Genomic DNA, 23219 nt, shown 5'->3' on the forward strand with positions numbered 1-23219 from the left:
TTGGGGTTAAAAGAGTATCTCTTCGGTAAAAACTCAGAAGATAGGGCGTGTGAATTTTTACAAAAGCTTGGTTTTATCATTTTAGAGAGAAATTTTCACTCTAAATTTGGCGAGATAGACATTATTGCACTAAGTAGTGATAAAATTTTACACTTTATAGAGGTAAAAGCAACTAGCGGAGAATATGAAGTAGAATACCGATTAAATAAGACAAAATATATAAAAATTTTAAAAACTATAAATTTTTATATGATGAAAAATGAGCCAAATAGAGATTTCCAAGTCGATTTACTCGTCATAAAAAATGAAGATTTAGAACTGAGAGAAAATATGAGTTTATAATAAAATTTATGATTTAGATAAAATTTAAATTTAATTTGTATAATTGCCACATTTTAAAAATAAGGAGAAAAAATGGGAAAATACATCGAACTTACAAAAGAAAATTTTGATGTTACAAAAGAAGGCGTTGCTTTAGTAGACTTTTGGGCTCCATGGTGCGGACCTTGCCGTATGCTAGCTCCGGTGATCGAAGAACTTGCTGAAGACTTTGACGGTAAAGCAAAAATTTGCAAGGTAAATACTGACGAAGTGCAAGATTTTGCGGTTGAGTTTGGCATCAGATCGATCCCAACATTGCTATTTTTCAAAAATGGCGAGCTAGTTGAGCAAATGGTCGGTGCACAGTCAAAACAAGCCTTAACTGACAAACTAAATTCGCTTCTTTAATGAGCGAAAAAAGAAGAGGAAGCCTACTTCCTCTTACATATATATTTGGTTCATTTTTTGGTGCAGCTATGATAGCAGCTGCATTTACGTATAGCAACTATCGTTTTTCACAATATAAATTTGTTGATTTTGCGAAGCTAGTTTTCTACGAAAAAAGCGAAATTTTCACTCCAAAAGAGCCAAAATACACGCTTTTAATCTTCAGTTCAAATCAATCAAAATTAGACGAAATTTTACCAACCAAAAATGAAACAGTTGTAGCAATCGATATCTTTCAAAAAAGATATGAGTCAAACTCAACACTAAAATATATAAGCTCAGATATTAATACGGTCTTGGAGCTAATGCAAAATTTAAGCATTACAAAGCTTCCAAGTAGTGTTGAGATAGTTCATCAAAAGGGCGAAATTTATAAACAAAATTCGCCCATAAATGTTTTAGAATAAAGGAAATTTATGCTTGATTTAGCGATCATCGGAGGCGGTCCAGCAGGACTAAGCGCCGGACTTTACGCCACTAGAGGCGGATTAAAAAATGTTGTAATGTTTGAAAAAGGCGAGCCTGGCGGTCAGATCACCTCTAGCTCAGAGATAGAAAACTACCCAGGCCAAAAAGCACCTGGTGAGAGTGGCTTTGACTTTATGAGTACTTGGTGGAAGCAGTGTAGCGCATTTGGACTAGTTCATAAGTGGGCAAACGTCGTTGGTGTTAGAAAAAATAGCGACGGTAGCTTTGAAATTTTACTTGAAGGCGGCAAGAGCGAGCAGGCAAAGGCTGTCATCGTAGCGACTGGCTCAACCCCAAGACGTGCTGGCTTTAAAGGCGAGGACGAGTTCTTTGGCAAAGGCGTAAGTACATGCGCAACATGCGATGGCTTCTTTTACAAGAACAAAGAGGTAGCTGTCCTTGGCGGTGGTGACACAGCTGTTGAAGAGGCACTTTATCTAGCGAATATCTGCTCAAAAGTCTATCTTATCCATAGACGTGACGAGTTTAGAGCAGCACCTACGACCGTTGAAAAAGCTAGAAAAAATGAGAAGATCAAATTTATAACAAGTGCGACGATAAAAGAGGCGCTTGGCGATAAAATGGGCCTAACAAAGATTGTGCTTGATACCAAAAATGGTGAGCGCGTGCTTGATGTGCCGGGCATTTTCACCTTTGTCGGACTGAATGTAAATAACGAAATTTTAAAAGATGAAAACGGCAAATTTATCTGCGATATGGTCGATGGTGGACAGGTCAAGACAAACCTTAAGATGCAAACTAGCCTAAAAGGGCTCTTTGTAGCAGGTGATATCAGAGAGGATGCTCCAAAACAAGTCATCGTGGCTGCAGGCGATGGCGCTGTGGCTGCACTTAGCGCTATGAGCTACATAGAAAGCTTGCATTAGTACTCAAATTTAGCCAAATTTTTGGCTAAATTTCTCTTCTTTTTTCTATCAAATTTTTTGATTTTATACGTATCTTTAAAGCCTATTTGTAATCTATCTATAATAAATTTTATGTTAAATTTCAATCAAAAATCAAAGGATAAATTTTGGTAAAAATAGGCCTTTATGGTGCTAGTGGAAAGATGGCTCAAAGTATCATTTCTTGTTTAAAAGATGAAAAAGATGCCACTTTAGGCATCGCTTTTAGCCAAAAAAATCAGGTTGAAAATTTAAGTAGCGATCTTTTGACAAATGACTTTGCTAAATTTTTTGAAGCATGCGATGTGATAATCGACTTTAGTCAAAAAGAGGCGACCATGGCACTGCTAAACTACGCTAGAACTAATCCAAAACCACTAGTTATCGGTACGACCGGCTTAGATGATGACGAGAAAAATTTGCTCCACCTAGCATCAGGGGCTATGCCTATTCTTTACGCAACAAATATGAGTTTGGGTGTGGCTGTACTAAACCGCCTTGCAAGGATTGCTTCAAAAACATTAAGAGAATTTGACATAGAGATCGTAGAGCAACACCACAGGCACAAAAAGGACGCTCCAAGCGGTACAGCGATGACACTTGCAGGAAGTGTAGCTGAGGCAAGAGATTTAAATTTAAAAGATGTTTTAGTGACTGGTAGAGCCGGTATGGTAGGGGCTAGGAGCAAAGACGAGATCGCAGTCATGGCACTTCGTGGTGGAGATGTGGTCGGTCGCCACACGGTTGGCTTTTATAATGACGGCGAGTTCATCGAGCTAAATCACACCGCAACGAGTAGGGCAACTTTTTCAAAAGGTGCGATCAGGGCTGCCATTTGGCTAAAAGATCAAAATAGTGGCCTTTACTCGATAGACGATAGTTTAGGGCTTGATGATTAAATTTGAGCTTGATGATGTAGAGAGTTACAAACTAGAATTTGGTGATAAATTCTACCTGCTGGAGTGTAAAAAGCGTCAAAATTTAAGAACTGGCGATATAGTAAAGCTTATATTTAGGTTTGAAGATGATGAGTTTGCTCAGGTTGAGCGCATGTGGGTGGTCATTAACGAGACAAGTAACGGCGAATTTACCGGCATTTTAGACAATGAACCATTTACAAAAGGCTGTTTAAATGTTGGCGATGAGATCAAGTTTAACTACAAAAATGTTCTTGAAATTTACAAAGATGATGAAAACTAAAGGAAAAAAATGTGTGCAATAGTTGGTATTATAAATTCTAAAGATGCAGCAAAGACTGCCTATTATGCGTTATTTTCTATGCAGCATCGCGGTCAAGAGGCAAGCGGCATTAGCGTTTGTGATGATGGAGAAATTTCTACTCACAAGGGTAATGGCCTAGTTACAGAGGTCTTTAATGAAGAAATTTTAAGATCGCTAAAAGGTGATATGGCGATCGGTCACAACCGCTACGCAACGGCTGGTAAAAACTCAGGTCGTGACGCCCAGCCAATAGCCGCTAACTACTCTTTGGGGCAGATTTCAATCGTCCATAATGGAAATTTGGTAAATAAAGATGAGGTTAGAGATGAGCTTATTAAGGATGGTGCGATATTTCAGACAAATATGGATACTGAAAATATCATCCATCTAATCGCAAGAAACCATAGCAAGCACTTGCAGGACCGTATTATCGCGGCACTTGATAAGATAAAAGGCGCTTATTGTCTGCTTATCCAGTCACGCCATAAAACCTTTGCCATAAGAGATCGCTGGGGTGTTAGGCCGCTAAGTCTTGGCAGGCTAAAAGATGGTGGATATATCGTAGCTAGCGAGACTTGCGCTTTTGATCTTGTGGGAGCTAGCTTTATAAGAGATATTAGGCCTGGTGAGATGATAGTTTTTGAACATGGAAAAAGTGAGTTTCAAAGTATCCAAATTTATGATCCAGATCCTAGAATTTGTGCATTTGAATATATCTATTTTGCTCGCCCAGATAGCGTGATAGAAGGTAAAAGTGTCTATGAAGTTAGAAAAAAAATGGGTGAAGTACTAGCTAAAAAGAGCAAAATTAAAGCAGATTTCGTCGTACCTGTACCAGATAGCGGTGTGCCAGCAGCGCTCGGATATGCAAACGAGAGCAAGATCCCTTTTGAGCTAGCTATCACTAGAAACCACTATGTGGGTAGAACCTTCATCGAGCCAAGCCAAGAGATGAGGAATTTAAAAGTTAAGCTAAAACTTAACCCGATGTCATCAGTTCTAAAGGGTAAAAGTATCGTTGTCATAGATGATAGTATCGTTCGCGGTACTACTTCAAAAAAGGTGGTTGATCTTTTAAGACATGCGGGCGCTAAAGAGATTCATTTTAGAGTCGCATGCCCTGAGCTTAAATACCCTGAGCGATACGGTATCGACACGCCAAGCTTTGAAGAGTTAATAAGCTCTAAAAAAAATGCAGAGGAAGTAAGAGAATATATCGGTGCAGATAGCTTAGAATTTTTAAGTATAGACGAACTTAAAGAAAGTATCGGCAATGAGCGAAAATATTCGCTTGTAAGCTTTGATGGTGATTATTTCATAAAATGAGAAATTTAGTAGTTTTGCTGCTAGCAATACTCTTTTTTGCAGGCTGCTCGCAAAAGACACCTAGCAAAAAGGATGAAATTTTCATCATGGTAAGCTACTTTGAGCTAAACGGCGAAAAGCAGCAGCTGCTAATCAAAAGTATGCCAAATTTGGCTGATAAAAATGCTAGTGTGCCATTTTTTGGCATGGTAAATTTTCTTGATCAAAATAAAACTACAAGTGCTTACTCTCTTGTAAATGGCGTTATAAACGTCATTGAAGCGGATCACGCCTCTATAAATTTAAACAAAGCTAGTGACATTTTGGCTCTTAAAAAATCTAGTGAGATAAGATTTTACGAGATAAGACCTGACGTGGTTGAGAGTGTTAAATTTAGCTCGCAAAACGGCGTTTGCGGTGAGTTTTTGGCTCAAAAGCCAGTTTTTGTAAATGCGGCCACCAACTACTACTTAAGAGATGATAGCTTTTTTGCAAGCTTAATAGAGGCAAATTTCTTTTATAAAAAAGGCGCAAAGATCCTAAAAAAAGAGTTTGTTTATAATATAGCTGAGATTAAAATCCTAGAAGAAGCAAAAGAATTTACACAAAAGGCAAAGCAGCTTTTTTTAAATGACCTACAAAAATTGGGCAGGCTACTTGACATACTTTGTACTTTTTAAATCTTTATCTTAAAAATTTGTGCTTATTGCATATACTTAAAAGATAAAATTTACTCTAAAATCAAACTAAGACTTAACGTTTTATCCTATGAAATTTGTAAAAATTTGCTTTAAATTTGATTAGTAGCAATTTAGTTTTGTGATATTTATGCCATTTTTAAAGTAAGGCGGATATGGCATATATACGGTAAATGGTGTGCTTTTTTGCTTTGGTAAATTTTTGGCTACATCAAATTTATATTCAACTGTATTTGGCCTCTCATCCTTATCTGTGCCAAGAACCCATGAGAAAAATGAAAGCCCACTTGGCTTAAAAAATGCTTCACCGCCAAGGTCATTTTTATTTAGCGGTTGATTGATTAGTTTGACTGTCAGTGTGCAGTTGCTAATTGTAAATTTACCGATATTTCTCACTTGCCCTTTAAAAACGATACTCTCATTTCGTAAAATTCGCTCACTTTTTACATTTTCAAGCATGCCTTTTTTTGTATATTTATCAAGCACTAGCATCAAAAAAACAGCAAGTGTGGTTGAGACTAGAATGTTTGTAAAAAATAGTGATAAAAATAACTTTCGCTCAGCTCTAAGTGAGAGAACAAGAAATAAAATAGAAAGCAGAGCAATCGCAAAAAGAACGATAATATGAACGATCGTAAAATATGCTGAGCTCATCAAAAACACTCCACTTTTTTAGAGATATTGTAGTCTATAAATGCGAAATCATTGACAAATTCTTTAACCTCAATGCTTTGCTTTGGTAAAAATTCCTCGTTTAAGATGATTCTTTTTCTAGCAAATGGATTAAGTGAGTTAAAAAAGTCTTTCGTATTTTGTCTTGAGCTTAGATAGAAGTCAAGTTCGATTTTGCAGATACTAAGTACATTATTTGAATTATTTGTAATATTAAAATCAACCATTAGTGCATCGACATATTGAAGCTGTTTGGTGGTTATTTTGCTTATGCTAACTGGCCTTAAATTTTCATTTATATATTTGTTCGCGTAGTAATTACCTACAAAAAGTCCGAAAAAAGCAGCCAAAATAAATAAAAATCCTATCTGCCACCACGACTTTATCGCTATAAAAATCCCTAAAAGCACGATTAGTATAAATGCTAAAAATATCCAGCCATAGGTTAGAAAATCGATGAGTTTTGCATTTTGCAATACAAAAAGCAAGTTGTGCTTAATGCTATTTAACATCTCGCGATCTTTTCTCTTCAATGCCGCTCATGCCAAAACGCCTTGCAAGTTCGTTTTTTACAGCATCTGGATGGATATTATGGGCTGAAAGTGTTACAAGTGCATGAAAGCAAAGATCGGCTGCTTCGTAGGTTAGGTCATCTTTTGCTTTTTGCTCATTTTGCTTTGAGTTTTCTGCGAAACTAAGATCCTTTGCAGCCATTATAAATTCACCAGCCTCTTCACCAACTTTCTTTAAAATTTGATTTTCACCTTTTTTAAAAAGACTTGCTACGTATGAAGTTTCAGGGTTAGCATTTAGCTTTCTATCTTCTATCACATGGTAAAGCTCATCAAGCACACCATAATTTATTTTTTTGACTTCAACTTTTGTATCTAAAATTTTGCCGTCATGCAAATTTATCTCATTAAAAAAGCACGACCTTGCTCCAGTGTGACAAGCAGCGCCTCCGTTTTGAATCACCTTTAAAAGCAAAGTATCGTTGTCGCAGTCTAAAAAAGCAGCCTTTATCTCCTGAGTGTTGCCACTTTCTTCGCCTTTTTTCCAAATTCTATTTTTGGTGCGTGAAAAGTAGTGAGCGTAACGGCTAGATAGACTTAAATTTAATGCTTCTTCGTTCATGTAAGCAAGCATTAAAACTTCCTTTGTGGTATGATCGCAAACCACTACTGGAAGCAACCCACCAACTTTTTGCCAGTCTATACTTTTTGTTACGCTATTCATTTTTATCTCTCGCTTACTGAGCTAGCTCTTGCTTTATCTTTTGCGTCTAGCCAGATATTTGGCACAGCTCCACCAGGTGTTAAGAAAATTTTAGCATCTTTATTTTCTTTTAGGGCTTCGTTAAATTTGTTTTGCGTCTCGATCTGCTTTAAATTTAGTAGATTTTGATCGACACTTTTTGCGACCTCTTTGTTCGCATACGCAGTTGCGTCAGCCTCGATTTTAATGGCATCAGCCTTACCTTTTGCTTCAATGATCGCAGCTTTAGCGGTACCTTCTGCAAGTGCAGCTTGTTTTAAGGCTTCTTGATTTGCTCTTTCTACTTCGTATTTTGTTCTTTCAGCTTCTTGTTTTGCGATTTGGACGCGCTCAATCTGCTCTTTTACCTTTGAAGGCAAGATGATCTCACGAAGCTGCACTGTTAAAAGCTCAACTGGCTTATTTGGCTGAGAGTCGATATCTTTTCTTATGCCATCATCGATTTGTCTTGCTAGATCGTTTCTCTTTGTTGGAAGCTCTTCTGCTGTATATTTACCAGCGATACTGCGAACCACGTCACGAACGACAGGATCAACTATCTTGCTCTCCCAGCTAAGACCCCAAGAGGCAATAGTTTGAGGAGCATTTTCTGGATTTAAACGGTATTGCACAGTAATATCAATGCTAACTGGTAAATTTCTAGCATCAAGTACTGAAATAGAATTTTTACGTAAAATTCCAGCACCAACGCCTTGATATGACTTTTGCATTGATTCGCCCATATCCTCGCCAGAAGTATAGTTTATGATCCTAACTCTGGTATCTACGATGATGATGTCTTGGATAAAAGGTAAAAAGAAGTGAAAGCCTGGCTGTAAAGGATTTGGTTCATATTTGCCTGCCGTAGCTTTAATACCAACTTCGCCTGAGTGAATCACTTTAAATGGCTGAGTGATAGCAAAAATAGCAATAATTGCAATTACAATGTAGGCAAGTGCTCCAAATTTACCAAAGCCACTTGGTAGATTTGGCATTTTAAAATCCTTTTTGAAAGGTGGCTCTTTGTCGCTATTTTGACCTGAGCCTCTGTTGTCATTACCTGGCTTTTTTTTATTGAAATAATCGTTTAAATCAGCGGGCATTTCGTTCCTTTAAATTTTTAAATATATGTTAAAAATGATTCATACTTTTTATTTAGTCCATAAACTACGTCAAAATAAGCTTTTTGTAGTCTCTTTGTCACTTCGCCTCTAGCGCCGTTACCAATGATGCGGTTATCTATGCTATTTATCGGTGTTACTTCAGCTGCTGTGCCTGTGAAAAACGCCTCGTCAGCTGTGTAAGCCTGATCTCTTGTGATGCGCTCTCTTCTTACTTCTATGTCAAGATCGTGAGCAAGTCTTATGACTGTATCTTGAGTGATGCTAAGTAGGCTGTTGTCGTTTGGAGGAGTGATTAAAACGCCATTTTCAACGATAAAGAAGCACTCGCCTGGACCCTCAGCCACAAAGCCTTCGCTATCAAGAAGTAGCGCCTCGTCGTATCCAGCCTCTTTTGCCTCGTAGTTTGCCATTTGTGAGCTTAGGTAGTTTGAGCTAGCTTTTGCTCTGTTCATTTGAGCAGCAGGTGCGAGTTTGGCAAAGCTTGAAATTTTAACTCTGATGCCTTTTTCTAGGCCTTCATCGCCAAGATAAGCACCCCATTCCCATGAAGCGATAGCAGTTTGCACCGGTGCTTTTGTGTGAGCTACACCCATTACGCCGTATCCTAAAAATATAAGTGGGCGGATATAAACATTGCCATTATATTTATTTGCACGAAGAAGCTCTATTTGCGCTTTTTCAAGCTCTTCTTCAGTGTAAGGTACATTTAAAACAGTCATTTTTGCTGATCTTAAAAGCCTTTTTGTGTGATCTTGGAGTCTAAAAATAGCTAGACCTTTTTTTGTTTTATAAGCTCTTGTGCCTTCAAATACGGCATTAGCATAGTGTAAAGAGTGAGTTAGAACGTGTACTTTTGCATCGTCCCATTTAACTAATTTTCCATCCATCCAGATAAATTCTGAAGCATTCATTGTTAAACCTTTCTTTTTTCTTAGAAATTTTGGTCTGAGTTTATCTAAAATTGCTTTAAATTTACATTTCTAAGACCAAAATTTGCAGATATTACCCGCCAAAACTACTTATCTAAAAGCTCTTGTATGATCTTTGCCATCTCATCGATTGATGAAGCTGCGCTTAAGTTTATTAAGTATTTGCCGCTTACTACAAAAGCTGGCACACCGCTAATGCTAGCAACATCATAAGAGGCGAACCATGCGTCTAAAAGCTCTTTTGCTCTTTCGCTATTTAGTGCTTTTTCGTAGTCGTTCTTGCTCACGTGAGCTGCTTTAAGGGCTAAATTTATAAATCTCTCTTTGTCTTTGCCATCATTAAAATCATCTTTCTCATCATGTCTTGCTTTATAGATCGCAAATTTTGCTTGCTTAAATTTTGACTCATCGCTTAGTAGATCAGTCCCATTTGTTTCATCTATAAAGATAAGAGCAGCAAAAATTTTACTTGCAGTCTCGCCAAGCTTGCCTTTTGTGCTTAGATGATATGGGATAAATTTTACATCTTCAAGCTTTGACATCAGCTTTTTTGTGATAGTCCGGTCAAATTTATAGCAGTGTGGGCAGTCGTAGCTAAAGACCTTGACGACTGAGTTTTTAGGTACGTTAAGCGGTTTTGCTAGAGTTTGATACTCTACGCCTTCAGTTAGTGCTGATAAATTTAGCGCAAAAAACGCACTTAAAATTAGCATTTTTACAAGCTTCATCTTTGCTCCTTATTTTGCTAGATCGGCTAGCACTTTTGCGGCGTGGTCTTTGGCTTTTACGCTTTTGTAAATTTTAACTATCTTGCCGTCTTTGCCGATCACAAAGGTGCTTCTAACGATGCCAAGATACTCTTTGCCGTAGTTTTTCTTGACCTGCCAAACGCCATAAAGCTTTGAAATTTCTTTATCCTCATCGCTTAAGAGGATGTGCTTTAAATTTTGCTTTGCGATAAAGCCCGCATGCGACTTCACGCTATCTGGACTAACGCCGATGATGACGGTGTCATTTTTGATGAACTGATCGTAGTTTGCGCTAAATTCGCAAGCCTCAGTCGTGCAGCCAGGAGTGTTGTCCTTTGGGTAGAAGTAAAGCACTACATTTTTGCCTATAAAGTCTTTTAATGCGACCTTTACGCCGTCTTGATTTAGCGCTTCAAACTCTGGTGCTTTGTCACCAACTTCAAGTGTTATTTTTCGTTCAATATCTGCTTTGCTAAATTCGCTCATTTTATCCCCTTTCGCTTATCTTCTACGCTCTCGCCGCCTACACCGATGTTGCTAGCGTCGTGAGTTTCTATGAAAATCATAACCGCCTCTTTTTTCTTGCCAAGCACTCTTACAAGCGTCTCAGTCACCTCTTTAAAAACTTGATCTTTTTGTTCTTTTGTCGGCTCTGGGCCTGCTATTTTGATATTAACATAAGGCATTTTTGCTCCTTTTTTAAGATGCAAAATATTAGCCAAAATGAGTGAAATTTCAGATTAAAGCCTTTATTTAAGAATTTGGCATTAAAATACAAAAACTTGTTACTAGGAGCGAAAAATGGACTACAACAAACATAACAAAGGCTTTGTTTGCTTTATGTACGGCTTTGGACGAAGCAGGGTAGTTTATGCTGTTTTGATGGTTTTAGTCATATTTTTGCTTGGTTTTTTGACATTTGGCTCAAATGCTCAAACTGACATTTTAAATTTACAAATAGCCCTTAGTGTCATGCTTTGCGGGCTTTTACTCATTCTTGTAAATCCAAAAATTTTTATCATAAAGCTAATTGGCTATTTAATTTCACTTGCTGGCGTTATGATCGCTCTTCACAATGCAAATTTACTAGGCGAAGGCTTTAGCTTATATTTTTACGCAAGCCTAGTCTTTGGCGCATTTATGATGCTCATGCTTCTTAGCTGGTTTGTTTACAACGCAAGAAGCAGCGAGATAAATGAAATTTAGTTCGCCACTCCCATAAGCACACTTGTGTAGGTGTTTTGTTTAGGCTCTGAGCTTGTTGCATCATTTACATTTATGCGGCTAGTCTCAAGTCCAGCCTTTATGAGTGCTTCTTTTACTGCATTTGCACGCTCATTTGCTAGCTCAACCAGCTTTTCCTTATCCACTTCGATAGCTTTTATTGCCTCTTCTCTTAAGGCTTTATCGCTTTTATCTTTAGCGTTTGGAACGAGAGAATTTAGCACAGTGATATAATCTTTGCCACTTGAGGCGATTATTTGATTTATCTTTTGATCAAGCTTTTTTTCTTTAAAGTAGAGCACATCTATTTCGGAGTAAGTAGGCGTGATGCTAAGTTTCATCATAGGCTTTGCAGTAGTTAATTTTATAAAATCAGCTATTTTTGGTGCTTCTGAGCTTATTAGCTCGCTACTTCCAGCAAGAAAATCAATAGAGCTAAGATCCTTGCTGCCAAGCCCTAGAGCATTACCTAAAAATCTAAACGGAGCTAACGTAATGTCTGCAAAGAGTTTTTTAACAGCAGCCCAAATGACGCCACCATATTTAAAGTCAGGATCGTCTAAATTTCCTTCAACTGGCAGGTCGATATTTATTTGATTGTTTTGATCGCTTAATATCGATATAGCAAGCGAAAGTGGCAAATTTACAGCATCTTTTGAATCAACCTTTTCTCCAAGTGTGAGTGTGTCAAAATTTATAAGATTTGAACCGTTTAATTTTGAATCAACAACGCTATAATTTAGATTTAAATTTAACTTACCTTTTTTTATTTTATAGCCCAAAAATTGCCCGCTGTATGGTGTTATGTCGATTAGATCGATGTCTTTAAAATCAAGCTTAATATCGGTATTTTGCTTTAGCTCAAAAGGAAATAATTTTGCTGTGATCTGAGAAAAGCCATTTTTGCCAACTGTGCCTTTAAACTCGCCCGAACTTGGACGTTTTTTATCGATGTCAGTTAGCTTGCCATTTAGATTTGAAATTTTTGTAGCAAATGGCATAAATAGTGACGCATCTGAAAAATCAACCTCGCCGTTGTTAAGTGAGAAATTTTTGATACTAAAATTTAGCTCGTCATCTTTTTTACTAGCCACCTTTTTGCTCTCAGCTTTTTGCTCATTTTGGGCTTTGTTTTTATCTTCTTTTACGATTTTGCTTAGATTAAATTCGCGCTCTTTGCTTAGATGAGCCTTGATAAATGGCGAATTTAGAGCAACTCCAGTAATTTCAAGATTATTTTTAAAAAGTGAAATTTTATCCACTTCTAAACTTTTAAACGCGATTAGCTTTTCTTTATTTTTATCATCTAATCTAATATCTTTTACACTAAGTTTTGAATCTGCTTTTATATCTTTTGCATAGTGAAGCTCGGCGTTTGCACTCATCTCTCCACTTGAAAGGTCTGCCTCTAAAAATGGCTTTGCGTAGGCAAAATATTTTGGCAAATTTTTATCTTCAAGTTTGATTTTAGCAGTTATATCAAGTGGTTCAAGTTTGATCTTTGAGGTTAGGTCCAAATTTAGCTTTTGCGAGCTTTTTATATCCACTTTCGCGTCAAATGGCTTACTAAAATCGCTACTTAAATTTGCTATTTTTACAAACAAATTATCAAATTTATGAGTGATCTTCTCGCCTTCAAAAAGATGCGTCAAAGCGATACTAGCATTATTTACATTGATATTTTTTATATCAAATTTAAACTCATTTTCTTTGCTTTTTGAAGCTGATGTATTTTCTTTTTTAGTTTTAGTGCGATGATTAGCTGTTTTTGCCGGCTCTTTCTCACCAAGTCCAAGCTGGTTTATCACGCTTAAGCCGCTATCATTTAACTCTGAGTTAAATTTTGGTCTATTTACATCGATATTCTCAGCACTCAAAGCCATATTTAAAATATCAAATTTGATCGTTTTTGTAAGCACATTAGCGATATCTAAAATCTCTTTATTTTTTGCCTTTAAATTTATACCATTTATACTAATCTCATCAAGAGTTGCAAGGCTTTTATTAGTATCTTGAGTGAAGCTAATATTTGAGAATTTAGCCCCTGTCACATTTGCATTCGCATTTTTACTAAGCGGGGCATTGATGTCATCAAACGCTATTTTTTCAAGCGCGAGAGCTGTTTTGTTATTTGCTAAATTTGCATTTAAATTTGAGGCATTTATATCTTTTAGATTTACTAAATTTTTACTGGTTTCGTCTATTTTTAGGGTATTTGCATTTATGCTATTTAGTGCAGCTGTCGCATTTAGCTCACTTTTTTCATTTAAATTTGCTAAAAGCGAAATATTGCTTAAATTTAGTGATTTTAAGCTTGCTGTTATTGCATTTTTAAATGATACATCGCTTAAATTTATGGCATTTAACTCTAATTTAGCATCTATCTTGTCTGCTATCTTACTTGATAGATCAAATTTTGGAAGCTCTAGCTCACCAAGGCTTAGTTCGTTTTTGCCCTCATTTATGTTTAGCGATTTTACATTTAAAAAGCTATCCTTTAAATTTATATTTGTAGCGTTCTCGTCGGCAATTAAAACGTAATTTATTCCTAAATTTATGACCGCATTTTTAAGATTTAGTGTGTCATTATCGATAAAGCTAATCGCCACTGGATCGATACTAAAGTTCTTTATGCTGATATTGCCCTCGATTTTTAGGGGATTTAGCTCGATATCGCCATTTAGATCGATCTTGTGAGCTAGAGTCGAGTTTGAGTCAAAAATATGGCTGCCTGCACTATTTTTCTTAGTATTTAGCGAGCTTAGCTCGTAGTTTATATCATCAAAATTTACGTTAAATGGATTTGTTAAATTTTGATCGCTATATGAAAATGAGCCTTTGATGATTTTTGCGTTATTTAAGGCAAAATTTATAGAGCTAGTGCTGTTATCTTCGGTAGTTGCGTTATCGTCGCTTATAAAATTGCTAAAGTTAAATTTTGAATTTTTATCTCGTAAAATTTTGACATTTGGTTCTTGAAGCCTAAAAATATCAACTTCAACTAATTTTTTAAAGATAGAAAATGGCTTTAGCTTGATGTCGATTTGCTTTGTGCTAAAAAGTGGCGAAGTGCTGTTTAGCTCAGCGTTTGTCGCATTTAGCTCGAAGGTAAAAGGATTAAATTTAGCACTTTCCACAAAAAGCGTTGCATTGTAGTCTTTTAGATACTTTGGAGCGATATGTTTAATGCCGTAAGGTACACCAAAAAAGCCAAGAAGCGTGTAAATAAGCAAAAGTGAAACTAAACTTATACCTGAAATTAGGGCTATTTTTTTATTTTTATTCATTGTAAAATTTGCCTTATTATTATCTAAAATAGGGAGAGATTTTACTTTAAAAAAGGTTAAAAGATAGTTAGAAATTTAAAACTTCTATACTATAAATTTACATTTAGCTTAATAACACTTTTATACGATTCGTATTACTATGCAGAAATATTTTTAAGCAAAGGGGATTGTAATGAAGAAAATTTTGCTTGTCTTTTTTTTGTTGTTTGGTACTATTTCTTATGCAAATGAAAATGCCGTTGTGGTCGCTATCGAGGAGCAAACACCTCGTATAAATCCACTTTACGACGAGGATCACGATCCTACGCTTTCGTTGGTTTTCTCTGGCCTTACAAGCCACGATGAAAATAGTAACGTCGTGCCAGAGCTTGCGAAGTCTTGGCAAGTAAGCAACGATGGGTTGGAGTATATTTTTGAGCTAAGAGATGATGCCTTTTGGCATGACGGGGTGAAATTTAGCGCAAAGGACGTTAAATTCACCATCGAAGCGGCTCAAGATAAGAAGCTAAACGCGCCTGCTATCTCAAACTATGAGGTAGTAAAAAGCGTTGAAATTTTAGACGATTATAAAGTAAAGATCACGCTAAAAGAGCCTTTTCCGCCGTTTCTTGACGCACTTAGCTTTGGCGTTTTGCCTGAGCACATTTTAAAAGGTAAAGATATTGCAACTGATAAATTTAACGAGGCACCCATCGGCACTGGCGCATACAAGTTAGTAAAATGGAAAAAAGATGAGAGCTTGAAATTTGCGGCAAATGAGAAATTTTACAAGGGTGAGCCAAAGATAAAAAGGGTATTTTTTAAAATTGTTGGCGATGAAAATTTAAGACTTGTTGGACTAAAAAGCGGCGAGATCGATGTCGCGCTCATCTCTCCAACTGGTGTAAATTTCATAAAAGATGATAAAAAACTTGGCCTACTTAAGTTTAAAAGTGCGGACTATAGAGCTTTGATGTTTAACCTTGAAGATCCTATCTTTCAAGATAAAAATGTAAGAATAGCCCTAAACTACGCTGTAAATAAAGACGAGATCGTTAAAAGCTTATTTCACGGATATGCAAGCGTAGCGAATAACCCGATAGAAAAAAGCTTTGCAAATGACAGCGAGTTTAAATTTAGTTACGATCCGCAAAAGGCCAAAGAGCTACTTGAAAAGAGCGGCTTTAAGAAAAACAAGGCTGGCTTTTTCGAAAAGGACGGCAAGGAGCTTGGCTTTGATATCTACGCCTTTAATAACGACATTTTAAGGGTCAATCTAGCTAAAATTTTAAGCAGTGAGCTAAATAAATTTGGCGTGAGAGCAAAAGCCTACGCTAAGCCAAGAACAGCCTTTAGTATAAGCGAGGTTGATAGCTTCGTGATCGGCTGGGGAAGCCCGTTTGATCCAGACTTTCACACATATAGAATTTTTGGCGGATTTGCCGATGTTAGCGTAAATGAAAATGGCTGGAACTTTAGCCACTACAAGGATGCAAACGTCGATGAGGCATTAAAAAACGCAAGATACACAAAAGACGCAGAGCTTAGGAAAAAGTACTATAAGGAATTTTTAAAAGCGCTTCATGAAAACCCACCTTACATTTTTATAGCCTATCTTGACTATCCACTTGTGTTTAATAACAAAATTTCAGGTATAAAGACGCAAATTTTAGGTCACCATGGGGCTGGATTTTTATGGAATATAAGAGAGTGGCAAGTAAAATAGTGGATAAGAGCATTGTTTAGAGCCATTTTAAAAACAGCGATCTCAAGTCTTGGATTGCTGTTTTTTATCTCGTTTTTTCTATTTTTACTCATATACTTTTTGCCAGGAAATGTCACTGACGCGATGTTTTCAAGGAGTGAGGCGATAAATTTCGCTATAAAAGAGCAAATTTTAGAAAATTTAGGGCTAAAAGATGGCTTTTTTGTGCAGTATTTTAGATGGCTGGCTCACTTTGTGACAGGCGACTTTGGCACTAGTTTTGTAAGTGGGGCAAGTGTGTCGCTACTCATTAAAGAGAGGCTTTTAAACTCGCTCATTTTATTTTTTGCTTCGTTTTTTCTGATAGCTCTTTTGTCCTTTTTCTTAGGATTTTTAAGTGCCATTTATAAGAATAAATTTGCTGATATTTTTATAAATTTTAGCTCCTTTTTGCTGGCTTCACTACCGCATTTTTACATCGCACTTGTGCTAATAGCGATCTTTAGCGTCTATCTAAACGTGCTGCCAAGCTCTGGGGCAAACGAGCTGGGATCTAGCGGAGTAGGGGCTAAATTTATCATCTTGCCAACGCTTGCCATCATCTTGCCACACCTTGGCACAAACGTGAAATTTGTAAGAGACAGGCTAAATCAAAGCCTAAATGCTGACTTTATCCAAACAGCACGCGCTAGAGGGTTGGGGCGGGGCAAAATTTATCTCTTTGCCATAAAGCACGCAAGCACGGACATAGTCTATTATTTCGCGACACTTGTGGCTGGTGTTTTTGCTGGCTCGTACGTCATTGAGAGTATTTTTTCATTTCCAGGCATAGGCAAACTAAGTCTTGACGTGGTGATTGCCAAAGACTATCCAGTCGCACTCGCGACCATTTTGCTAACGGCTGCTTTTGTCGTTTTGGCAAATTTGCTAGCTAAAGTTTTTGCCATCTTGGCAGATAAGAGAAATTTATGAGAAAAGTTATATTTTTCCTAGCTTGCTTTGTATTTTTGGCACTTGTCGCATTTGCCTTTGTGACGCCATTTTTTTCTAAATTTGAGCCAAATTTTACTGACTTTATGGCGGTAAATTTAGCCCCAAGTGGTGAGCATATCTTTGGTACCGATATCCTAGGCAGGGACAATCTCATAAGAGTGGCCTACGCACTTAAAAACTCGCTTCTTATCTTACTGCTAGCTGGCTTTTTAACGACGCTTTTTTCGCTCATCTACGCATATTTTGGCACGAGCAAGAGTAGAGTTTGTGAGAGCCTTTTTGATAAGGGGCTTGATGCTTTTTTAAGTATCCCAAACATCGTTTTCATCATGCTTTTTAGCTCATTTAGTAGCGGAGATCTGCTTATAACATCTTTTATCATCGCCATTTGCTCGTTTATGCAGGGCGCAAAAGTCTTTATGCAAAATTTAAGACTTAGTAAAAAGTGCGACTATGCCGAGCAAGTCGTGATAAATGGGGCTAGTAAATTTAGTCTTATCTGCTTTGAAATTTTTCCAAATTTAAAGCATTTAATAATTAGCATCTTTGGCATAAACGCGATAAACGCAGTCGTCATGGAGGCTACGCTTGGCTTTTTTGGTGTGGGTAGCGACGCAAATAAAATAAGCCTTGGCATCATGCTAAATGAGAGTAAAGAGGCACTTTTTCTTGGCTCTTGGTGGATGGTGCTTTTCCCTGGCGTGACGCTCTTTTTGCTCATCCTCGCAACCTCGATCATCACGTCAAATTCAAAAAATGGCAATATAAAAATATGATAGAGATTAAAAATTTAAACGTTTTTTATAAGGATAAGAAGCTTTTGTATGAGCTTGATTTTAGTATGAGTGAGGATAAATTTATAGGTATCACGGGTGCAAGTGGCAGTGGCAAATCGCTCTTTGCAAAGAGCCTAATAAGGCTATTTGACGATGATTTTAGAGTGAGGGCAGATAAATTTAGCATTTATAAAAAAGATATCTTAAAACTTAGCCAAAATGAGCTAAAAGAGCACCGAAGAAAGGTTGCCGCACTAGTTTTTCAAAACTCTATCGCTAGCCTTCATCCACTCTTAAACGTGGGTGATCACTTTAACGCCTATCTAAATGGCGATAATAAGGCAAATAAAGAGCTTGCGTTTAGCTATTTTAAGGAGTTTGGTTTAAATAACGCAAATCTCATCTGGCACAAATACTCATACGAGCTAAGTGGCGGTGAGGCGAGCCGTGTGCAGATCGCTCTTGCACTTTGCCTGAAGCCAAAAATTTTAGTCTGCGACGAGATAACAAGCGGGCTTGATAGCATTAGCGCTAGTCATGTGGCGGGTATCTTAGAGAGCCTAAAGGGCAAGATGAGCGTCATCTTTATCTCGCACGATGAGGCGCTAACGAACTATCTTAGTGATGAAATTTGGCAGATGAGAGATGGGCGGCTAAATTTAAAGGAAAATGCGTGAAAATAAGGCTTGAAAACGTCTCAAAAAGTTTAAGTTTTAAGGAGCATTTTAACGCTAGAGCTGAAGTGCTGCACCTTTTAGAGGGGATAAATTTTGAGCTTGATGATGGCGAAAATTTAGCCATTTTAGGTCAAAGTGGCAGTGGCAAAAGCACGCTTGCAAAGCTCATATCATTTAGCGAGCCAAAAAGTGGGGGCAAAATTTATATAAATAATGAAGAGATCACGGACAAAAATGAGCTCAAAAAAGATATCAGATATATCTTGCAAAACCAAAAACAGGCCCTAAATCCAGCGCTAAAAGTAAAAACCGCGATCGCTCACGTGAGGTCGTATCTTAAGCTTAGCTTTAGCGAAAATGAGCTTAAAGAGCTTCTGACAAATTTAAATTTAAAAGATGAAATTTTAGAAAAATACCCATCTCAGCTAAGTGGCGGTGAGGCGACGAGGGTCGGGATACTGCTAGCGCTTCTTTCAAAACCTAAAATCCTAATCTGCGACGAGATAACAAGCGGGCTTGATAACGAGACAAAGCAAAAGATCATAAATTTGCTTTTAAGCTTAGATGAAAAGATTAGCATGATTTTCATAACGCACGATATTTTAAGTGCGATGAAGATAGCGCAAAAGGTGCTAATAATCGAATCTGGCAAGCAAGTGGCTTTTGGTAAATTTGAAGATCTTGCAAGCCAAAATGTCCTTAAAAAATACCTTGACGCGGCTAAATTTTATGATGACAAACTTTGATATAATGCAAGCAAAAAAGGTCAAATTTGCTAGTTCATATCTGCTGCTCGGTCGATAGCCACTACTTTTTACAGCGCCTACGAAAAGACTATCCAAATGAGCGAATAGTAGGCTATTTTTACGATCCAAACATACATCCATATAGCGAATTTTTACTGCGTTTTGAGGACGTGAAGCGAAGCTGCGAGAAGCTTGGCATCAAGCTAATATGTGGCGAATACGACTACGAAGCGTGGCTTGGCGGCACAAAGGGGCTTGAAGATGAGCCAGAAAAGGGCAAAAGGTGCGAATACTGCTTTGATTTTCGTATGAAAGACTCTGCTAAAAAGGCGCTTGAGCTAGGACTTAGTAAGATCACGACGACGCTTTTGATGAGCCCGAAAAAGGACTTTTCTCAGCTTAAAAAGGCTCTTGATGAGGCGGTAGCTGACTCAAATTTAGAGGCGGTTGCGGTTGATTATAGAAAAAATGGCGGCACAAGCGAGCAGTTTATCCTAGCTAAAAAAGACAAGCTCTATCATCAAAACTACTGCGGCTGCGTCTTTGCACTAAAAAAACAGCGCGACTCGCAAAATTTGCCCCAAAGTGAGCTAATGAGCGAGCTACACGCAAGGGCGCTTTATGGCAGCATAGAAGCTAGGCTTGAGCTTTATAAAAAGGTGCGCGAGTGCGAGGCGAGAGGTGAGAAATTTCACCTTTTTAGAAGGCGATTTTTAAACTACAGGCTTTTGCGCGCTAGTGTGAAATTTCAAAATGCTGTGATACCAAGCTACTTTGTGCTCTATTCTGGCTTTAAAAGAGAAAATTTGAAGCTAAATGTAGAAAATTCTTGTGAGATGGACGATGAGCTAAAAGAGGGTGCAATCTTTATGAGTATAGATCGCTTTAATAAATTTACAAATAGCAAATTTAAAAGCGTTGATGAGCTTTGCAAAAGGCCGCTTGAGCTTGATGATGAGCTAAAATTTCGCCGTGATATAAGCGGAGAATTTTCGCAAAATCCTATCATCGTCTTAGACGAGGTCAAAAAGGGTGGCTACGAAATTTACTCAAAGGCTGTTTTTTATAATGACAGCGAAGAAATTTTGGTTTTAGACTAAAAGGCGAGTTTATAAAATTTATCTTAAAGCAGTAAATTAAATTTTTGCCACATAAGGCGAAATTTAGAGATTTTTAAAAGAGGCTAATAATTTTTTTCTTAGTATAAATTTGTTACAATCGCCACAAATTTACATTACTAAGGCTAAAACGTGATAGACGTCGTAGAAATTCAAAAGATTCTTCCACATAGATTCCCATTTTTACTTATAGATAGAGTTATTGAGCTAGAGCCAGCTAAGAATATCGTGGCTTATAAAAATGTAACCATTGGCGAGCCGATATTTCAGGGACACTTCCCAGGTCACCCGATCTATCCTGGCGTAATGATCATTGAAGGCATGGCGCAAGCTGGCGGCGTGCTAGCATTTAAAAGTATGAGCGACGAGCATCAAGCTGGTATTGAAAATAAAGTAGTCTATTTTATGAGCATAGACGGAGCAAAATTTCGCCATCCGGTCCGTCCTGGAGATAGACTAGAGTATAGACTAAATGTGCTAAAACACAAGGGAAATATCTGGGTGCTTGAAGGCAAGGCATACGTAGATGACGCACTTTGCGCTGAGGCTGAACTAAAAGCGATGATAGTCGATAAATAGGCTTTAAGAAAAAGAGAGACAATGAAAAATATCCACCAAACAGCCGTTATAGAAGATGGAGCAATCATTGGAGATGATGCAAATATCGAGGCTTATGCATTTGTAAGTAAAGATGCGGTCCTTGGCAATAACGTCACGATAAAGCAAGGCGCAAGGGTGCTTGGCAAGACTAAGATCGGCGATAACTCTCGTGTATTTAGCTATGCGATCGTGGGCGATATCCCGCAAGATATCAGCTATAAAGATGAGATTGATACCGGCGTTATTATCGGAGAGCACGCAACTATACGTGAGTTTTGCACGATAAACTCAGGCACGCACAAGGGCGATGGCATAACAAGGATCGGAGATAATGCCTTTATCATGGCATATTCTCATATTGCACACGACTGCATAATAGGCAACAACGTCATTTTAGCAAATAACGCAACTCTAGCAGGTCACGTCGAGCTTGGTGATTATGCTGTTGTGGGCGGTCTTACACCTATTCATCAGTTTGTTAGAGTGGGTGAGAGCTGCATGATAGCAGGTGCAAGCGCGCTAAGCCAAGATGTAGTGCCATTTTGCCTAGCTGAGGGCAACAGAGCATATATAAGAAGCTTAAATTTAGTCGGCATTAGGCGTAGATTTGACAAAGAGCAGGTTGAAGAGCTTGTTCGCGCTTATAAATTTTTGTTTAATCAAGGTATAAGCTTAAAAGATCAAGCAAATGAGCTGATCGCAAAAACCAGCGACGAAAACGTAAAGAAAATGTGTAAATTTATATTAGAAACGACAAGAGGAATTCCGCTTGCAAAAGGAAGAGATTAATGGCTAGAAAGTGTAATTTTTGTGGAGAGGCAGAGTCTGCCGAGAGAAGATTACTCGCTGATATCGAAGGAAATGCCTATATATGCGAGTACTGCATAGCAGCCGCATACGATATGATACATGGAGATACTAGCGTAGAAGAGAGTAAAAATGACGAAACGATAGAGTATCAAAAGCTCACACCAAAGGAGCTAAAAGCGGTACTTGATAACTATGTGATCGGTCAAGATAGAGCTAAAAAGGTCTTTAGCGTCGGCGTATATAACCACTATAAGAGAATTTTTAAACAAAGCGACATTAAAGACGATACTGAAATTTCAAAATCAAACATCTTACTTGTTGGCCCAACTGGAAGCGGCAAGACATTGATGGCTCAGACTTTGGCAAGATTTCTTGATGTGCCTATCGCGATTTGCGACGCGACAAGCCTAACTGAGGCTGGATATGTCGGCGAGGATGTTGAAAATATCCTAACAAGGCTTTTACAAGCTGCAAATGGTGACGTGAAAAAGGCGGAGCAGGGCATTGTCTTTGTAGATGAGATAGATAAGATCGCTAGAATGAGTGAAAATAGAAGCATCACAAGAGACGTTTCGGGTGAAGGTGTGCAGCAAGCGCTTTTAAAGATCATTGAAGGTAGTGTCGTAAATATCCCACCAAAAGGCGGCAGAAAACATCCAAACCAAGACTTCATCCAGATAGATACGACAAATATCTTATTTGTTTGTGGCGGTGCATTTGACGGACTTCTTGATATCATCGAGAGAAGAGTTGGTAAAAACGTACTTGGATTTAACCAAGAAAAACGTGGCAAAAATGAAAAAGAAAATTTACTAAGCCTACTTGAGCCAGACGATCTAGTAAGATATGGCCTCATTCCAGAGCTTATTGGTAGACTTCACGTAGTAGCTACTTTGAACGAGATAACAAAAGAAGATATGGTTAAAATTTTAACCGAGCCAAAAAATGCGATATTAAAACAATACCAAAAGCTTTGTGCGATTGATGGTGCTACACTTAAATTTGATGATGAAGCACTTGAAGAGATAGCAAGTCTGGCTATCGAGAGAAAGACCGGAGCAAGAGGGCTTAGAAGCATAATGGAAGAGCTTATGACGGACATAATGTATGAGCTGCCAGAGTTAAAAGAGTATGATATTGTTATCTCAAAAGAGACTGTAAAAGATAAGGCAAAGCCAATTTTAATAAAGCACGATAAGAAAATAGCGTAA

General features: G+C 37.7%; 27 protein-coding genes. 18 read left to right on the plus strand and 9 right to left on the minus strand.

Going from position 1 to position 23219, the window contains the following annotated elements:
- From CVS93_RS00815 to CVS93_RS00850, 8 genes are all read left to right on the plus strand, one after another.
- Complete coding sequence (locus tag CVS93_RS00815) at positions 1 to 342, plus strand: YraN family protein (RefSeq protein ID WP_107686197.1); 342 nt, start codon at positions 1 to 3, stop codon at positions 340 to 342.
- 72 nt (positions 343 to 414) lie between these two features.
- On the plus strand, positions 415 to 729 hold the full coding sequence (gene trxA, locus CVS93_RS00820; protein WP_107686198.1) for a thioredoxin: 315 nt from the start codon (positions 415 to 417) through the stop codon (positions 727 to 729).
- Positions 729 to 1175, plus strand: coding sequence for a hypothetical protein (locus CVS93_RS00825; RefSeq protein WP_107686199.1), 447 nt, complete (start codon positions 729 to 731; stop codon positions 1173 to 1175). The genes trxA and CVS93_RS00825 overlap by 1 nt, the downstream gene beginning before the upstream one ends.
- A gap of 9 nt (positions 1176 to 1184) precedes the next feature.
- Entirely contained in the window at positions 1185 to 2123 is a 939-nt protein-coding gene (locus tag CVS93_RS00830; RefSeq protein ID WP_107686200.1) for an NAD(P)/FAD-dependent oxidoreductase, read from the plus strand.
- A gap of 146 nt (positions 2124 to 2269) precedes the next feature.
- Positions 2270 to 3040 carry a 4-hydroxy-tetrahydrodipicolinate reductase gene (gene dapB, locus CVS93_RS00835; protein WP_107686201.1) on the plus strand — a complete coding sequence of 257 codons (771 nt, stop codon included), beginning with the start codon at positions 2270 to 2272 and terminating at the stop codon, positions 3038 to 3040.
- Positions 3033 to 3341, plus strand: coding sequence for a DUF2314 domain-containing protein (locus CVS93_RS00840; RefSeq protein WP_107686202.1), 309 nt, complete (start codon positions 3033 to 3035; stop codon positions 3339 to 3341). Before dapB ends, CVS93_RS00840 begins: the two co-directional genes overlap by 8 nt.
- A gap of 9 nt (positions 3342 to 3350) precedes the next feature.
- A complete protein-coding gene (gene purF / locus CVS93_RS00845) occupies positions 3351 to 4688 on the plus strand; it encodes an amidophosphoribosyltransferase (protein WP_087579493.1) in 1338 nt (445 codons plus the stop codon).
- Positions 4685 to 5347, plus strand: coding sequence for a hypothetical protein (locus CVS93_RS00850; protein ID WP_107686203.1), 663 nt, complete (start codon positions 4685 to 4687; stop codon positions 5345 to 5347). Before purF ends, CVS93_RS00850 begins: the two co-directional genes overlap by 4 nt.
- A 120-nt stretch (positions 5348 to 5467) precedes the next feature.
- Here the strand turns inward: CVS93_RS00850 and CVS93_RS00855 are convergent, their stop codons facing one another.
- The 8 genes from CVS93_RS00855 to CVS93_RS00890 form a co-directional block, all read right to left on the minus strand.
- Positions 5468 to 6019: a DUF2393 family protein gene (locus CVS93_RS00855; RefSeq protein ID WP_107686204.1), complete on the minus strand. Its 552-nt coding sequence runs from the start codon at positions 6017 to 6019 to the stop codon at positions 5468 to 5470.
- The gene (locus CVS93_RS00860) at positions 6019 to 6549 is read right to left on the minus strand and encodes a DUF2393 family protein (RefSeq protein WP_107686205.1); all 531 of its coding nucleotides are present in this window, start codon (positions 6547 to 6549) and stop codon (positions 6019 to 6021) included. Before CVS93_RS00860 ends, CVS93_RS00855 begins: the two co-directional genes overlap by 1 nt.
- Complete coding sequence (hisIE, locus tag CVS93_RS00865) at positions 6539 to 7273, minus strand: bifunctional phosphoribosyl-AMP cyclohydrolase/phosphoribosyl-ATP diphosphatase HisIE (protein WP_107686206.1); 735 nt, start codon at positions 7271 to 7273, stop codon at positions 6539 to 6541. Before hisIE ends, CVS93_RS00860 begins: the two co-directional genes overlap by 11 nt.
- A 2-nt stretch (positions 7274 to 7275) precedes the next feature.
- A complete protein-coding gene (locus CVS93_RS00870) occupies positions 7276 to 8394 on the minus strand; it encodes a prohibitin family protein (RefSeq protein WP_107686207.1) in 1119 nt (372 codons plus the stop codon).
- A gap of 17 nt (positions 8395 to 8411) precedes the next feature.
- Positions 8412 to 9326, minus strand: coding sequence for a branched-chain amino acid transaminase (locus tag CVS93_RS00875; RefSeq protein ID WP_054196075.1), 915 nt, complete (start codon positions 9324 to 9326; stop codon positions 8412 to 8414).
- A 104-nt stretch (positions 9327 to 9430) separates the two neighbouring features.
- Entirely contained in the window at positions 9431 to 10072 is a 642-nt protein-coding gene (locus tag CVS93_RS00880) for a thiol:disulfide interchange protein DsbA/DsbL (protein WP_107686208.1), read from the minus strand.
- A 9-nt stretch (positions 10073 to 10081) separates the two neighbouring features.
- Positions 10082 to 10579: a thioredoxin-dependent thiol peroxidase gene (gene bcp / locus CVS93_RS00885; RefSeq protein ID WP_107686209.1), complete on the minus strand. Its 498-nt coding sequence runs from the start codon at positions 10577 to 10579 to the stop codon at positions 10082 to 10084.
- Positions 10576 to 10779 carry a tautomerase family protein gene (locus CVS93_RS00890; RefSeq protein ID WP_021090801.1) on the minus strand — a complete coding sequence of 68 codons (204 nt, stop codon included), beginning with the start codon at positions 10777 to 10779 and terminating at the stop codon, positions 10576 to 10578. The genes bcp and CVS93_RS00890 overlap by 4 nt, the downstream gene beginning before the upstream one ends.
- 115 nt (positions 10780 to 10894) lie before the next feature.
- Here CVS93_RS00890 and CVS93_RS00895 point away from each other — a divergent pair, with 115 nt between their 5' ends.
- Positions 10895 to 11299: a hypothetical protein gene (locus CVS93_RS00895; protein WP_107686210.1), complete on the plus strand. Its 405-nt coding sequence runs from the start codon at positions 10895 to 10897 to the stop codon at positions 11297 to 11299.
- On the opposite strand, the gene CVS93_RS00900 is transcribed toward CVS93_RS00895, so the two are convergent.
- Complete coding sequence (locus CVS93_RS00900; RefSeq protein WP_107686211.1) at positions 11296 to 14604, minus strand: DUF748 domain-containing protein; 3309 nt, start codon at positions 14602 to 14604, stop codon at positions 11296 to 11298. The genes CVS93_RS00895 and CVS93_RS00900 overlap by 4 nt on opposite strands.
- Positions 14605 to 14776: 172 nt before the next feature.
- On the opposite strand from CVS93_RS00900, the gene CVS93_RS00905 reads away from it, so the two are divergent.
- The 9 genes from CVS93_RS00905 (at position 14777) to clpX (ending at position 23219) form a co-directional block, all read left to right on the plus strand.
- Positions 14777 to 16309 (plus strand): ABC transporter substrate-binding protein, encoded by a 1533-nt coding sequence (locus CVS93_RS00905; RefSeq protein WP_107686212.1) that lies wholly within the window; start codon positions 14777 to 14779, stop codon positions 16307 to 16309.
- Positions 16310 to 16321: 12 nt separating this feature from the next.
- A complete protein-coding gene (locus tag CVS93_RS00910; RefSeq protein WP_107686213.1) occupies positions 16322 to 17260 on the plus strand; it encodes an ABC transporter permease in 939 nt (312 codons plus the stop codon).
- Positions 17257 to 18057, plus strand: coding sequence for an ABC transporter permease (locus CVS93_RS00915; RefSeq protein WP_107686214.1), 801 nt, complete (start codon positions 17257 to 17259; stop codon positions 18055 to 18057). Before CVS93_RS00910 ends, CVS93_RS00915 begins: the two co-directional genes overlap by 4 nt.
- Entirely contained in the window at positions 18054 to 18734 is a 681-nt protein-coding gene (locus tag CVS93_RS00920; protein ID WP_103600255.1) for an ATP-binding cassette domain-containing protein, read from the plus strand. The genes CVS93_RS00915 and CVS93_RS00920 overlap by 4 nt, the downstream gene beginning before the upstream one ends.
- The gene (locus CVS93_RS00925; protein ID WP_107686215.1) at positions 18731 to 19480 is read left to right on the plus strand and encodes an ATP-binding cassette domain-containing protein; all 750 of its coding nucleotides are present in this window, start codon (positions 18731 to 18733) and stop codon (positions 19478 to 19480) included. The genes CVS93_RS00920 and CVS93_RS00925 overlap by 4 nt, the downstream gene beginning before the upstream one ends.
- A gap of 26 nt (positions 19481 to 19506) precedes the next feature.
- Positions 19507 to 20580 (plus strand): epoxyqueuosine reductase QueH, encoded by a 1074-nt coding sequence (locus CVS93_RS00930; RefSeq protein WP_107686216.1) that lies wholly within the window; start codon positions 19507 to 19509, stop codon positions 20578 to 20580.
- A gap of 150 nt (positions 20581 to 20730) precedes the next feature.
- The gene (gene fabZ / locus CVS93_RS00935) at positions 20731 to 21177 is read left to right on the plus strand and encodes a 3-hydroxyacyl-ACP dehydratase FabZ (protein WP_107686217.1); all 447 of its coding nucleotides are present in this window, start codon (positions 20731 to 20733) and stop codon (positions 21175 to 21177) included.
- A 21-nt stretch (positions 21178 to 21198) separates the two neighbouring features.
- Positions 21199 to 21987, plus strand: a complete 789-nt coding sequence (gene lpxA, locus CVS93_RS00940; protein ID WP_054196084.1) for an acyl-ACP--UDP-N-acetylglucosamine O-acyltransferase — start codon at positions 21199 to 21201, stop codon at positions 21985 to 21987.
- Positions 21987 to 23219, plus strand: a complete 1233-nt coding sequence (gene clpX, locus CVS93_RS00945) for an ATP-dependent Clp protease ATP-binding subunit ClpX (RefSeq protein WP_021090629.1) — start codon at positions 21987 to 21989, stop codon at positions 23217 to 23219. Before lpxA ends, clpX begins: the two co-directional genes overlap by 1 nt.

The sequence above is a fragment of the Campylobacter concisus genome, from assembly GCF_003048535.1.
Classification (GTDB): Bacteria; Campylobacterota; Campylobacteria; order Campylobacterales; family Campylobacteraceae; genus Campylobacter_A; species Campylobacter_A concisus_S.